12 protein-coding genes are annotated in these 14,484 nt (G+C 53.6%); 3 read left to right on the plus strand and 9 right to left on the minus strand.

From position 1 onward, the window contains the following. Positions 1–51: 51 nt before the first annotated feature. Positions 52–978, minus strand: coding sequence for a DMT family transporter (locus tag LKX83_RS03140; RefSeq protein ID WP_227880717.1), 927 nt, complete (start codon positions 976–978; stop codon positions 52–54). 139 nt (positions 979–1,117) lie between these two features. Here LKX83_RS03140 and LKX83_RS03145 point away from each other — a divergent pair, with 139 nt between their 5' ends. Then, positions 1,118–2,461, plus strand: a complete 1,344-nt coding sequence (locus LKX83_RS03145; protein ID WP_227880718.1) for an aminotransferase-like domain-containing protein — start codon at positions 1,118–1,120, stop codon at positions 2,459–2,461. Positions 2,462–2,476: 15 nt separating this feature from the next. Here LKX83_RS03145 and LKX83_RS03150 read toward each other — a convergent pair whose 3' ends face one another. Then, on the minus strand, positions 2,477–2,911 hold the full coding sequence (locus LKX83_RS03150; protein WP_227880815.1) for a MarR family transcriptional regulator: 435 nt from the start codon (positions 2,909–2,911) through the stop codon (positions 2,477–2,479). A 164-nt stretch (positions 2,912–3,075) separates the two neighbouring features. On the opposite strand from LKX83_RS03150, the gene LKX83_RS03155 reads away from it, so the two are divergent. Beyond that, complete coding sequence (locus LKX83_RS03155; RefSeq protein ID WP_227880719.1) at positions 3,076–4,083, plus strand: carboxymuconolactone decarboxylase family protein; 1,008 nt, start codon at positions 3,076–3,078, stop codon at positions 4,081–4,083. A gap of 252 nt (positions 4,084–4,335) precedes the next feature. Here LKX83_RS03155 and LKX83_RS03160 read toward each other — a convergent pair whose 3' ends face one another. After that, entirely contained in the window at positions 4,336–5,631 is a 1,296-nt protein-coding gene (locus LKX83_RS03160; RefSeq protein ID WP_227880720.1) for a YVTN family beta-propeller repeat protein, read from the minus strand. Between the two features lie 295 nt (positions 5,632–5,926). Between LKX83_RS03160 and LKX83_RS03165 the strand changes: the two genes are divergently transcribed. Next, a complete protein-coding gene (locus tag LKX83_RS03165; protein ID WP_227880721.1) occupies positions 5,927–7,693 on the plus strand; it encodes a Rieske (2Fe-2S) protein in 1,767 nt (588 codons plus the stop codon). A gap of 105 nt (positions 7,694–7,798) precedes the next feature. On the opposite strand, the gene LKX83_RS03170 is transcribed toward LKX83_RS03165, so the two are convergent. The 6 genes from LKX83_RS03170 to rpiA form a co-directional block, all read right to left on the minus strand. Continuing rightward, entirely contained in the window at positions 7,799–8,293 is a 495-nt protein-coding gene (locus tag LKX83_RS03170; protein ID WP_227880816.1) for a D-lyxose/D-mannose family sugar isomerase, read from the minus strand. A gap of 56 nt (positions 8,294–8,349) precedes the next feature. Then, positions 8,350–9,213, minus strand: a complete 864-nt coding sequence (locus LKX83_RS03175; protein WP_227880722.1) for a sugar phosphate isomerase/epimerase family protein — start codon at positions 9,211–9,213, stop codon at positions 8,350–8,352. Between the two features lie 6 nt (positions 9,214–9,219). After that, positions 9,220–11,370: a hypothetical protein gene (locus LKX83_RS03180; RefSeq protein WP_227880723.1), complete on the minus strand. Its 2,151-nt coding sequence runs from the start codon at positions 11,368–11,370 to the stop codon at positions 9,220–9,222. 92 nt (positions 11,371–11,462) lie between these two features. Continuing rightward, positions 11,463–12,197 (minus strand): phytanoyl-CoA dioxygenase family protein, encoded by a 735-nt coding sequence (locus LKX83_RS03185; RefSeq protein ID WP_227880724.1) that lies wholly within the window; start codon positions 12,195–12,197, stop codon positions 11,463–11,465. A gap of 422 nt (positions 12,198–12,619) precedes the next feature. Beyond that, positions 12,620–13,696: a Gfo/Idh/MocA family protein gene (locus LKX83_RS03190; RefSeq protein ID WP_227880725.1), complete on the minus strand. Its 1,077-nt coding sequence runs from the start codon at positions 13,694–13,696 to the stop codon at positions 12,620–12,622. A 51-nt stretch (positions 13,697–13,747) separates the two neighbouring features. Next, entirely contained in the window at positions 13,748–14,431 is a 684-nt protein-coding gene (rpiA, locus tag LKX83_RS03195) for a ribose-5-phosphate isomerase RpiA (RefSeq protein ID WP_227880726.1), read from the minus strand. Between the last annotated feature and the right edge of the window lie 53 nt (positions 14,432–14,484).

The following is a 14,484-nucleotide window of genomic DNA, read 5'->3' on the forward strand; positions in this document are numbered from 1 at the left end:
ATATTATATTTATACAAATGATTAGTCAACCGAAATTTGATCTCCGCATCATTAATGGTCCCGTGCGTTTTCTTTTGACGTCTTGAGGAAGTTGGCTCCCGTAACGCCCAAAATAATAAGACCTGCTCCGATGAGATGAGAATACGCCAGTTTTTCTCCCAGAAACGCGACGCCGCCGGCAAGAGCGACCAATGTAGCCAAATGATTAAATACGCTTAGCTTGGTCGCCTCGATTTTTGAAAAAGCGAAGTTGGACAACCAAGCGGTGACCAGCGTGGACAAGATGCCCAAATAGAGGATCGACAAGGTAAACAACGGCTTTTGAAACGGGATATAAAAGCTGGAAAGCGTTCCATTTGTCAGATGACGAATGACGGACAAACTGTTGAAAACAAGGAATCCGATCACGATGATCACCATCGTTAAATCCGCCGCCTTGAATGTTCGCGCCAGCTTCCTGGCCCATACGCTATAACCCGCAAGAGAAAGTACGGACAGCAGAATAAGCACCGTTCCCTTGATATTCGCCGTTTCCAAATGGAACCCGTTTCCGATGAACAAGTAGACGACGCCCGCAACCGATAGGAAAATAGATGCTTTTTGCCATGCGCTGGATTGCTCCTTCAAGAAATAAACCGCCAACGCCATCGTAAAGATCGGAACCGTCGCCTGAATGATACCCGCTTCGGATGAAGTCGCATTCACCATGCCAAAAGCCTGGAAGGCAAAGAAAAGCGCAGGGTAGAAGACAGCCAGCGGCAAAATGGAAAGCACATCTTTCGCCTTGACTTTTACTTTCATCCATCCAATCCAAACCGCAACCAATAGGGCCGCGAGGGATACGGTAAACCTGTGCGACAACGTATCGATCGGATCGGCTTCGGCCAATGCCGTCTTGACGAATAGGAAAGACAATCCGACGATACACGCATTGCCTACTGCAGCGAAATATGCCTTCTTGCTGTGATTTTGAATCATGACCGTCCCGCCTTTCTTCGAATAAAGACGACCGCTTGCCAGTCGATCGGCTACATTTATCGTATTTGTCCGAACGAAGCGGTACAATGAGGAAAAACACGATCTATACCGGTATAGATCGTGCGTAAAGGGGCTTTTTATGTATAAATATCAGCACCTGCTCAATGAATTGGAGAGCAAGTTGGAACGCCGCCTATTCAAAGAAGGAGACAAGCTCCCTTCCGTTCAAGCATTGACAACGCAATATGGTTGCAGCAAGAGCACCGTTCTCCGCATGCTCTCCGAGCTCGAAAAACGCCATATGATTTATTCCATCCCCAAAAGCGGCTATTACGTGGTAAAAGGGGCCCCTGGAGAAGAACAAAAGGCCTCATCTTCGTTCATCGACTTTGCCGCCTCCACGCCCGATCCCGACGTTTTTCCATACTTGGATTTCCAGCACTGCATCAATAAAGCGATCGATACCTACAAAAACAACTTGTTCCGTTACGGCACGCTGCAAGGGCTGCCGTCGTTGATTCGCGTCGTGCAAAAACATCTGGCCAGCCACCAGGTATTCGCAAACGAGCGCAATATCGTCATTACATCCGGCATCCAGCAGGCGCTAGCCATCCTCGCTGCGCTTCCTTTTCCGAATCGAAAAACGAAGATATTGGTGGAGCAGCCCTGCTATCATTTGTTCCTCGCGCTCTTGGAAAACGGGCGCGTCCCCGCCCTCGGCATTCAAAGAACGGCGGAAGGAATCGATCTGGAGCAATTGGAAACGATCTTTCGTACCGAAAATATTAAATTGTTCTATACGATGCCGCGGTTTCATCATCCGCTTGGCACTTCCTACTCCAGGCAGGAGAAAGAGAAAATAGCCGAATTGGCGCGAAAATACGATGTATTTATCGTCGAGGACGATCAGATGGCCGATTTGGAACAAGATCGGAAAAGAGATCCCCTCTATGCCTATGACCTCTCATCCCGCGTCATTTATTTAAAAAGCTATTCCAAAATCATCTTTCCCGGCTTGCGCATCGGGGTGGCCGTCGTTCCGGAATCGCTGGTCGGCGCCTTCGTTCATTCCAAAAAGCTTCAGGATATCGATAGCTCCATGTTGTCGCAAGGCGCGCTGGAAATCTATCTGAAGAGCGGCATGTTCGAACGGCACAAGGAGAAAATCCGCACCTCCTATACCCGCAGGGCCACCATTATGGCGGCCTGCTTGCAGGAGTGCGCCGAGCGGAGCAATGGACGGTTCACTTTTTCCCCTCCGGCGCAGCCCAGCATTCATACGCACATCTGCCTGCCACCTAAATTGCCGCTCCCCCCTCTGCTAGCCCGGCTCAAAAAACAGTCCATTCTTCTGGAGCCGATCGACAAGCATTATTTATCTTCTTTTCCAAAAGCAAACTTGCTAAAGCTAAACGTATCGCAGGTCAAAGAAGAGGAGATTGAACGGGGAATCCGAACCATCGCGGAGGCCATCGAAATGTAGACTAGATTAGCTTCGTTATTCGTGCTTGAAATGAAATTGTCTCATGATCGTTAGCAGCAACGTAACGCTATCTTCCATCGGTTTCAATTGCTGCTCCGGAACGTGCTTCAATAGTTCGGCACAGCCCCGGTTCATCTTCTCGTGAATTTTGTTCAATACCGAACGTCCGTCGTACGAAAGCTTGATTAATACTTCTCTGCGATTGTCCGGGTTCAGTTGGCGGTCAACGAGTCCCTTTTTGACAAGCGGATCCAATGTGCGCGTAAGCGTCGAAGGTTCAACGCCCAGCCTGCCTGCCAGCTCGCCGTGTCTGAGCACATTCGTGCCGATATCCATCACGATATGGACTTGTCTGGGGGTCAAATCGTCAATAAAGGACTTGTCCGATACGAGAATAGTCGACTTAATGAGGATTTCATTGAATAATTCGCCCAATAGGGAAGGATTCATCGCGCTCACCCGATTATGGTTTTCCCCAGTATACTGCGGAAATCTGCATATATGCAACAATTGCATGTTTGCACTATTGACATCCAAAACAAACCGATACATAATTGTATTTATACAACTATTATCTATGTACAAATATCATTCTGATGCATGGGAGGACTCGTATGATCAAATATATCCAACCGGTAGCTAACGAATCATTCCAGCCTATTTACAAACAAATTCAAAGGGACTTCGGGCTGATTGGGGACATCTTCCACATGCACTCCCCCTCTCCGGCTTTATTTGCAGCGGTATGGGCGGCGTTGAGAGAGACCCAACTCGTTGGTGCAGTTCCCCGGGATATGAAGGAAGCCGTTGCCCTCGCGGTTTCCAAACGCAATGAATGTCCATTCTGTGTGGATGCGCATAGCACATTGTTGGCTGCCGCTGGGAACAAGGCCGTTGCCAAAAAAATAAAAGAAAACGCCGTACACGAAATCAAGGACGCCAATAGGAGAGCGATCATCGAGTGGACGCTCGAGACGCGTTCGCCCGGTTCGCCGGGCCTGATCCGCCGGCCTTTTTCCGAACAAGAGGCGCCTGAAATCATCGGAACTGTCGTGATCAACAACTACATCAACCGAATGATGGATGTGCTGCAACACCCAACATCCATTCCGAAGAACGCTTTTTTAAAAGCCGTTTTTATGAAGGCCGGGGCGGTTTATTTGTCGTCCACCGTGAGGAGAAGAAAACAGCCCGGAGAATCGCTGCGGTTTTTGCCGGAAGCCCTTTTGCCGGACAACCTGCGTTGGGCAAGACCGCATTCTGCGATCAGCCGGGCATTCGCCTGCCTGTCCGTTGCCGCAAACGCCGCGGGAGAGAGCGCCCTGGATCCAAACGCGCGCATGGTTGTTCAACGGTACCTTGCGCATTGGGACGGCAAGGACCCTGGCTTGAGCCGACAATGGGCGGAGCATGCCGTGGAACGTTTATCCGGGGCGTCCCGTACCGCAGCCAAGCTCGCGCTGCTTACCGCCATTGCCCCCTACCAGGTCGATGAGGAATTGATTCGATTATTCAGAATGGCCTATCCCGAAGATGTGCAACTTCTTCACTTGTTATCTTGGTCCAGCTTCACGGCCGCTTGTCAAATCGGAACATGGTGCATGCTTCCCGATGAGCATTAATCAAAATCCTTGGCTCTATTTTCGATTCGTCTTAGATTGCTTTCCCCATGGACGGCTCTGTTGCATGAACTCCACTTTAGTTCATTCCAAGTTCCCATCTGATATTTGACTCTTCCATTATTGAAAAAGAGCGAGCGTTGCTTGGACCTTTGTACGGTCCCGGAAAAGCAAAAAAAGCCTCCCGCTAGTCGGAGGGCCGCATAAAATTACCGCTTAAACCGTCGACATCCCCGAGACGTCCTTGCACTAAAGTCACAATGGCAGAATCGGGGTGGCGGCGATCGACCGAGGTGTAAAGCCGGCGGCTAGATTCGCCGCAACTGAATTGCTAGCCGTATCGATGACCGTCACCGCGTTGTTTACCTGAGAGGAGACATAGACGAGTCTGCCGTCGGAGGTGACCGAGACGGACACCGGCCGGCCTGGAGTCGGAATATCGGTCAGCACTTCGTTCGTGAACGTATTGATGACCGTAACGGAATTGTTGACGTTACTTGCGACGTAAACCCGCGATCCGTCCGGATGGACAGCGATGCCGAACGGAATCGAGCCTGGCGGGAGAGATATCGTCGATAGGATGGCGTTTGTCGCCGTATCGAGAACCGATACCGTATCGTTTCCCTGATTCGCGACATAGACACGAGAACTATCCGGGGTAATCGCGACGGCGTCTGGAAGCGAGTTGGCCGGAAAAGGAACGAGGTCTGCGATCGCATTCATCGGCACATCGATGACGATGACTGCGTTGAGGCCTAGGTCGGCGACATAGGCTCGCGTTCCGTCCGGCGTAACGGCAATACCAAACGGCCTGCTTCCCGCTCCCAGCGGAATCGCAGCGATCATCGAATTGGTAATCGTATCGATGACGGCCACCGAGCCTTGGAAATCGGCGACGTACGCCCGCAAGCCGTTCGGTGTCATGGCGATCGAAATCGGTTGGCTTCCCGGAGCCATAGGAACAGTTGCCGAAACGGTATTCGATTGCGTGCCGATAACCGACAACGAGCTGCTGTTGAAATTGGCGACAAACACCCTCGTGCCGTCCGGTGTGATCGCCACGGCGATGGGCTGGCTTCCCGCAGGCAGCGCGATAGTGGCCGCTACCGATTGGTTTGCGGTATCGATAACCGTAATCGTATCCTGATCGATATTGGCATTATAAGCAAAGAACAGATTCTCGATAGCCGTTTGTTCGCCACGCAAAATAAGGTCCCCGACCTCATTTTGACCGCCGTCGCGCAGCGTCGCCGTAACGGTGACATTGTCGGCCCCCAGACCGCCCGTCACAATTCTAACTCCATAGACGTCTAAATCGGCAAAAACGGGATCCAACGAAAAGACGCTGCCGGCCGTTCCGAATGGAGACAGGGAAACAACATACAACGTATACACGACAGGAGTCTGAAATCCGGAACCGTTCGGAGCAACCGAATAAGCTTGAATCGATGCGAGGGCGGGCTCCCGCCCGGTATTAAACAGCTTTATGGTCAGCTCGGTCGTCCGGGGAAAAACCCGGTTATCAATTGGCCCTGTATCGAAGACACTCATGTTTTTTATACCACCTCCTTACCCGATCTTGTTCCAGTATATGTAATTTTCAAAAATAAGGGTTGTGTTATTGTCCGATCTTCAGCCTCGCTATAGCCTCCATATCCAGTATGTCTGACCTGGAAGCTGCCAAAATAAAATTGAAATAGAGGGGCAAAGAAGCTATTGTAAAGTTGTTCCATCATTCAACAAGCCAAGATTTATTAAGCAGGTTTCCATTTGTCGTTAACCTTTGCGGACAAGTTTGTCTATCGCCGGTCTTCTGATTAACTCCAATCATGAAGGAGGAGAAACAATGCGTACGGATGAATGGATTTCTGCCGGCACGCTAGACCAACTGAGATCAGATGGCGCTAAAGTCATCAAAGGGGGAATCGCCGTATTCGCCCATGAGGAAGGAGCGGCGGCAGTGGACAATCGCTGCCCGCATCTTGGGTTTCCACTCCATTTGGGAAGTCTCTGCAACGGCATATTGACCTGCCACTGGCACCATGCGCGCTTTGACATCTGCAGCGGCGGCACGCTCGATCCTTGGGCAGACGATGCGCTGGCTCATGAGGTCAAGATCGAAAACGGGGAAGTGTGGGTAAACCTAGCGCCGCGGCGAACCATGACGATTGAGAAGCTCAATCAACGGTTGCGCGAAGGCTTGGAGCAAAACATTGGTATTGTCATCGCCAAAGCTGTCGTCGGCCTGATCGAAGCAGGCGTATCCGAGGACGAGATTGTGCGCGTCGGCATCTTGTTCGGGACATCGCAAAGCGGCGGCTGGGGCAGCGGCTTGACTATACTGGCAGCCATGCGCAACGTGCTGCCAAAGCTGGATAAGTCCGGGCGTATTCTGGCACTGTACCACGGTCTGGTACACGTTGCCCGTGCCGGAGCTGGCCGCGCTCCCCGGAGGCTGCTCGGTCCGTTGCCGTCTGCGGACGCATCAGCCAAACGGCTGGCAGACTGGTATCGCAGCTGCGTGGAAGTACGTGATTCGCAAGGTGCGGAAAAAGTGTTGCTGACCGCGATCACCGCTGAAGTGTCTCCTGATCAGCTCGCAGACATGATGCTCGTTGCTGTCACGGACCATTTCTATCTGGACGGAGGGCATACGTTCGATTTTCATAATAAAGCATTCGAAACGCTCGAAGCCATTGGGCCGGATGCAGCCGAACCCATTCTCGCCGCGCTTGCGCCTCTGCTGAGTAACCCCTCGCGCAGTGAGGAGCAGCACCATTGGCAATCGCCGGTCGATCTTGTCACGCCGCTGAAGATAACATTCGAGCGGTTGCAGCGCGAAGGATTATCTACCCCTGCACATGCTGAGGCTTCCAATGTTCCCTTTGACGAAGAAGCCTTCGTAGAACAACTGCTTGGCGATCAGCCTCTTGCCACGATTCAGCAAATGGCCGACGCTTTGCTGGGCGGCCTCGATCCTGCACGACTGGCTCGGTTGATGGCTTTGGCGGCTGCGGAACGCATTGTGCGTTTCCATACCCAGAATGACTTTGGGGATTGGATTGCCGTGCTGCATACCTTCACCTATACTCATGCTGTGCATGAAAGGCTGCTGCGCTCGAAGAACCCATTGTTGCATCGCGCTTTGTTTTACGGGGCCGTTGCGATTTATCACGACCGCTTCCTCAATGTTCCGCGCGCTCCCAAACCAAAGAAGGAAGAATATACGGAAGGCATGGTTGAAGCGCCGACGGAGGATTTATTGTCGCTGTTGGATCGGCGGCAGCAAGTGGAAGAAGCGGCGGGCTGGGTAGCTGCCTATTTGGACTCCGGTCGCGACCATTCGCCATTGCTCCATGCACTAGGTCATAGTCTGCTGCGCGAAGATGCAGAATTCCACACGTACCAAATGTACGAAGCCGCCATTGCCGAATACGACCATTGGCATTCTTTGCGGGGGACTGACGCGTTGGCTGATCGCGCCGCAAATACAATGCTGATCGCATGCGCTCGCTATCTGGCCGCCCATGCCCCGACAGCGCGGGAGATGCCGCATACAGCACGCACTGCATGGCGGCTGCATCGCGGAGAGAGACTTTTTGAAGCTGAATGAAGATAGGTGCATGACAATCCCCCGTCGCGGACGGGGGATTGTTGTTATGCTTGATTGCGCTTACCGCCGCACGGACGCGAACGTTGCGGAACCCTCCGAGCCCGTTCACAAGCCGGCATCCCGCCGAATGCGCGGATCGGTGAAAAGGTCGGATTCGTCTCGGCTCATACTGGAAAACTCGGAGACGACTGCCCCATCGTCTCCCGCCTGAAACCAGTGGAGCGTATTGGGCGGGATCGTATACTGCTCGCCGGGGCGGAGCTCGACTTCATGGAAGACGGTATAGTAAGTCTCGCTTCCGACTGGCGGCTTCGTTTTCGGCGACGCTGCCGGTGTCCCTTCGACATACAGGTACACCTTGCCCCAACGGCAGCGGAACGTCTCCATCTTGCCCGGGTTGTTCGGTCCGAGCGGCGGGTGTCTGTGTTCCGGGCATGTCTGCCGGGGCAGCAGCACCAAGTCCTTCGCGCAATATCGGTCCGTGTTCACGTACGTGATGAGCTGCAGCCCGCATAGATGCAGCTCGCCAAGGCCCATATCCGCGACCTCGACCTGCGATTGCTCCTCCTCGGTGAGGACGATTCCGCTTCGCGACAACATGTCGATTGTCCGGCTTCTCGCTTCCTCCCGGGAAATCGGCGTCGGTATCGTCGGGGTCATCCACGTTCCTCCTTCCATTCTGCTGCGGCTTCGCCGGCGAGCCGCTCGAACCGATCCGCCATCCACAGGTTCAATTCCCACAGATCGGCTATCGGCTGCTTCGTATATGGCAGCGTCGGCATGTAACCGGGCGGTCCGAACTCGGGCGTAAACGTGACAGCTTCGGCTCCCTGCGAAATCCGCTCCATCACGACCCGCTTCCACCAGCCTTCATGGACGGACAGCTCGTAACCGTATTCGGGAGCGCGCGGATCGGCCACCTGGGGACCTTCCCGGTGCCCGATCCGGCCGTGAATGTGGAGCGAACGACGGCAAGCGAGCGTCATCCGCTCTTCGTGCTCCTCCAGCAGCGACTCCGCGACGCAGCACCAATGGCTGAAATCCGCGTTCAATTTCAGCCGTTCCAAACGGCCGAGGAGATAAGCCGCATGCCACGGCGTATACAGCGCCCGCCCCCGGTGCGTCTCATGGGCGACGGGGATGCCGATTTCAGCTTCCGTCTGCAACGCCCGTTCGAAAAACGCGAGCTGCCGCTCCGGCGAATCGCTGTCTTTGCCGCTCTGCGAGACGATGAAAAACGGCTCGAATGCGGAAGCCCGTTTCACTTGTAGATCGAAGGAAGTGGCGTGATCCGGACCGTCCGTCAGTACCTGGGCGATATACGACAAACCATATTCCCGCAAAAGCTGACGGAACAGCGGCTCCTGGTCCGCGACCGGAAGCGGACATTCGACGCCCTGATAGCCGGCTCGCGCGATCCGTTCGAATGTCGTCCCAATATCCGCGGGCATTCGGATCGCGAGCGGCGAACCCTCGAACCCGACGTATTCCCATAGTGATTTGAAGCGCAAAACCCGCATCTCCGATCACCCCTCGGATTTGCATTCGATCAGCGCGTACAGCGGCATCGATGGAATGGAAACGGTCAAGTAACCGTCCTCATAGCTCCAATCCGCGTGCAATCGTTTTTCGCCGAGCGTATGAACGATGACGTCGGTCACCGAACGGTCGGTCCTCATGCGGAATACGGCCCGTTCGACCGGAATGACCCGGTCCTGATCGCGGTTAAACTGATAGTTGACGAGATGGACCGCCGTTTCGCCGCCCCCCAGACGGTGCGGATGCAGGCCGATGTCCGGGTGTCCTTCGACCTCGATCTGGAACTTCCTGTCCGGGAGTACATCCCGGATCGACGTGACGAAGCCGTACAGCTTCTCGGCGGGATCGCACCGTACCGTTCCATCATGGGTCAGGATGCGGGCTGCAAGATCGGCGTCCCCCATCTCGTCGGCCAATCGTCCGTAAACGACGACTTTGCCGCCTGCATCTAAATAGTCGAGCACGGTTCTTAGTTGATCAGGTGTCATCTTGTTGTTGTCCGGCAGCACGAGGCATTTGTACGGCCGCAGCTTCGCCAGCGTAAACGCGTCGCTGAACAGGGCTCCGTCCGATGAGATCAGGACGTCGAACGGCACGTGTTGCTTGCTCAGTCCCTTGATGATGTCCCAGAACGGCATCACGACGTCCTTGTTCATCGTCGGCGACAGCATCGTCGCCTGGTTCGGATCGTTCTCCGCCGCATCGTTCTCGCGATAGTAGTAGCTCGGATAGCTGTAATTCACGACGATTTCCGCTCCGGAATCATGGGAGATGAGATGTTCCTTCGCCTTCAGGAATTTCTGGACGGCCATCGTCGGCTCCTTCGGCGCGTAGAACGCGTCGCGGATCGTGTTGCCCATCCAGCCGCCGTAAGGGACGGACAAATTGCATCCGAACGTTGTCGCCTCCAGCAGCATGAGCTGGAATTGTTCGGCCATCCTGCCGGCCTTCAGGTTCTCCAGAAGTTCCGGCACGATGCCGCCATACGGATTTTCAACGACGGTCATAGGCTTGCCGCCCGCGAAACCATTGGCGTAGCGATACCAATAAGCTTGTCGGTATAGGGTGTTGCGCATCTCGGTGGCGATGATGTCGACCTCCGGCTGCAGCGGCATGTACTGGTGCATGACATGGAAGAAGTTGCCGGATACGAGCACGTCCCGGCCTTTGGAGCGGCCGTAGGAGCGGATATAATCGGTCAGTTCTTTGAAGTAACCGGTCATGACCTTCATTTGGAATTGGAAATATTCCGTGAAGAACGGCGTTTCGGATGCTTTGCCCGGGAATTCAGCCCCTAACCCCTTCAGGTACTCCCCGTAATGGAACGTATTCAAGTCCATGTTCTGCAAGGCGGGCGGCAGATTGCCGAGCGCCTGGCGATCGATCAGGTATGCAGTGAATTGCTTCATGCAATCCTTGCAGAAGCAGCCGCCGTAGCCGATTGCGGTGATCGGAAGCTCGCATTCGTCGAGATGGACGCCGTGCACGCCCGCGTCGATCTGGATATCGATGATTTTCTTCAAATAAGCACGCCACACCGGATTGTTGCGGCACATCTGGTAGCAGATCTGCTCGTGGCCGACCACTTCTACCCAGGCGGCGTGAACGGGGGTTCCGTCCATTTTGCGCGCCGCGCATTCTTCCCACAGGTCGGTCACTTGTTCGCCGTCGCTGTTGATCAGACCGTCCGGGAAATAATCGCGAAACGTCTTCGGGAACAACTTCGGGTATTTGTCCTGGCTGAACTCGCGCAGGCCGTACCAATCTTTCTTGCCCTGGCCTCGCATCATGTTCAACCCGAGCAGCCGTGTCTCGTCCTCGCTGATTTCGGCCGGAAACTCCCAGCCTTGCACCTCGAACACGACGCCGAACACTTTGATGCCGTGTTTGCCGCATTCCCGGATGAATTCTTGATCGTTCATGTAACCGTACACGCGAAGCCTTGAGGGCACTTCGCCAAAGGCTTCCTCCTCCAAGTATGGAAGGGACAAGCTGCCTCCCCCGAGGGCCGACCAAACAAGAATCGTCGCTTCGTAATCCTTCAAATCTTCCACCATCTGCATCCTGCGCATCGGTAGGCTCGGGTGGAAGCAGTGCTCGTCCCGATACCATCCGTCAAAATAAATCCCGCGTTCCATGTTGGCCTCATCCTTCCTGTGCCCGTAATCACAAATCAACCGTAAAAGGGGTAAGGGCACATGCCCTTACCCTGACGGTGAGCAACGCCCATTCATTTCACGTTGACGTACTGGTTACCGGCGCGGTCTTTGCCGCGAGCCAAGAAAATTTGCCAGTTCTCGTTCTTCTCCGGGATTACCTTCGTATCCGCCGACAGAAATCGCATCGTATAGCCGCAGCGGCGATACGGGCTCGTGTTGGCGGTCGCTCCGTGAATGATCCGCGAATCGTGAAGCGAACATTCGCCTTTCTCGAGCTCGAAATAGACCGCTTTTTCTTCTTCGATGTTTTTGATTTCCGCATGAAAAGTGTTGACTGACATGTCCACCGACTCGTATTCGGAAAATCCATTATGGTGAGTGCCTGGAATGACGCGCATGCAACCGTTCTCCTTGTTGCTACGATCGATCGCCAGCCAGACCGTCACGATGTTGTCGTACTTGTCGAAGCGACCGTTCCAGTAGGCGGAGTCTTCGTGCCAAGGCGTTTGGCGACCTTTAAAAGGTTCCTTGCAGATGAAGTGGCTCGACCACAGCATGATGTCCGGTCCAATGAGCGGCTCTACCAGATCGAGCACTTCGTCCGCCAGCAGAAACTCGAGCAGGCGGGGATCGCGGAAGTGCGGCGTATCCAATTCGTCCGACAACTTGGAACCTTTCTGTGCCAGCTGTTCTTCAAATATCATTTCCAGCTTCGCCATTTTTTCAGCCGAGAACAGCGGCTTCTTGTAAAGGTGATACCCGTGCTCCCGATAGAATGCGACTTCCTGCGCGGTCAATTTAGCCACCTTCAACCTTCTCCCTTCGTTTTGCGATCGAGATGCAGGACCTTCGATTGGGTTGCATCTCTTGTCTTGAGTATAGGGAGGTATACGTTCCGATTTCTTGTTTTATCGGAACGTATTTTGTGCTATTTTGATATTCGGCCCATCAAGGCGCCGTATAATGAATGGTCAAATCCGACAATTGAATATAAGAATATCCAAAGCGAGCTTTCCGTTATTTAATAGGACAAGCATAGAACCAGCCGAATTTCCGTCAGAATCATAACCGGAAAACGCAGGTATGGCGTATTGCCCGTCCTCCGGCGGCCGCATGCCGTTAACAAACAAAGGGCACGGTTGCCCGATGCCCCATGCTTTACTTGCTGTCGATTAGACAGTGACGCAATGGTTACCCGCCAAATCGACGCCTTGCTTCCTTCGTACGTTTATTCGTTAGCGAGTAGGGCATCGGTTATCATCTTGAAAATAACAAGATCGTTCTTATAATCTTCCGGCGTCGTCTTTGGAGCGACTCCTTTTGTGACAACCTCGTAGAAATATTCCAGCTCGACCGTATACGGATCTTTCAGCGTGGGTCGATTCGTTGCTTCGATATAAGCCTCGCCAACCGTCTCCTTCACATTCAGCGTCGTCGGCAAGTGGCGAATATACGGCGTGTTGTATTGAATCGTTAGCGACTTGGAACGCCCGAACACTTCAATATGTGCATCGAACCGCCTTTGATCGTCCACCCCGGTCTCGAACGTCGCATAATAGCCGTCGAATTCGAGAATCGCCGTAATATAACCGCCGCCGTTCCACTGCTTCGCCGACACTACGCGCTTCGGCATACCGAGCAACTCGCGCATCGCGGATAAATCATGGCTGTTCAAGCCGCAGAGCAATCCATACGCGTTGTATATGTCCTTCGGAACGTCACCGATTGCTTCCTTGATCATCGCCGCGCGCCTCGTCCAGCGATCATTTATCGCCTCCTGCGGAATGTCGGAAAAACGGTACACCGTGCTCGACTGCTCAATGATGAGACGGTTCTGTCCGATGATATCGCGAACCTTGGAGTATTGAATCGGTCCCAGCGTCTTCAGCTCCTCAACCGCTTCCATGAACGCCGGGGCAAATCGCCGCATATACCCAACCATGACCTGCACGCCCGCTTCATCTCTTGCCTTGATCATGGCGTCCGCATCGGTCTGGTTAAGTGTCATCGGTTTCTCGATCAGCACGTGTTTCTTATTGCGCAACGCATGAATCGCACATTCCGCATGGTACTCGTCGCTGTTGAGGACGAACACAGCATCGAGATCAGCCTGCTCCGTTAATTGCTTAGCATCCGTATATAAGTTCCCTACTCGGTATCTTTCTCCCAATACGCGAAGCAATTCCGGGGAAATATCACATAGCGCTGCGATCTCGTAACGATCCGCTAAATTTTCCAAGATTGGCAAGTGGGTAATTTGCGCCACTTCGCCTAGACCAATTAGTCCAACCTTCAGTTTTCTCAAGGCAAACAACTCCTTCTAAAATGAAATAATGCCCTCATGCTATCTTCCCGCTTACTTCCATATTTCAACTCCGCTTTCTCCGCCGATAATCACCTCGTCGGCCATTCCCACGAACAAGCCGGTTTCCACCACACCCGTAATCGCTTTCACCTTTCGGTGCAAATCAGCAGGGTTAGGCACGGGGCCGAAATCGCAATCTGCCATATAATTGCCGTTATCCGAAACAACAAATTGCTGCTGTACGGTTCTAAACACCGGCTTGCAGCCCAGATCCCGAAGCTTCGCAAGCGTCCACTCCGACCCGAAAGGCACGATTTCGACCGGAACGGCGATGCTGCCCAATCGCAGCACCCGCTTATTCCCGTTCACGACGATAATTCGGCGGTCTGCACCTTCGGCGACCAGCTTCTCGCGGAGGAAGGAACCCCCGCCGCCCTTGATCATTTCTTTGCGAGGGTTGATTTCTTTCGCGCCGTCAATATACAGATCCAGACGCGGACATTCGTCGAAACTCGCGAGCGGTATTCCCCACTCGAATGCAAGCCTCTCCGTTGCTAGCGAAGTCGGAATCCCCTTCATCTTTAGTCCGCCCTTGATTCGGTCTGCCAGCTCGAGCAACGTCCAATAGAACGTCGTTCCGCTTCCCAGACCAACCAGCATTCCGTCTTCCACATACCGAGCGGCATATTGTCCGGCTGTTCGATCGCAACGTTCGTAACCCGTTGAACATCGCACGAGACATGACCTCCTAACTTGAACGGATTGTTTATTCAGATTTCACTCCGTCG

The sequence above is a fragment of the Cohnella baijiui genome, assembly GCF_020731285.1.
GTDB lineage: Bacteria > Bacillota > Bacilli > Paenibacillales > Paenibacillaceae > Cohnella.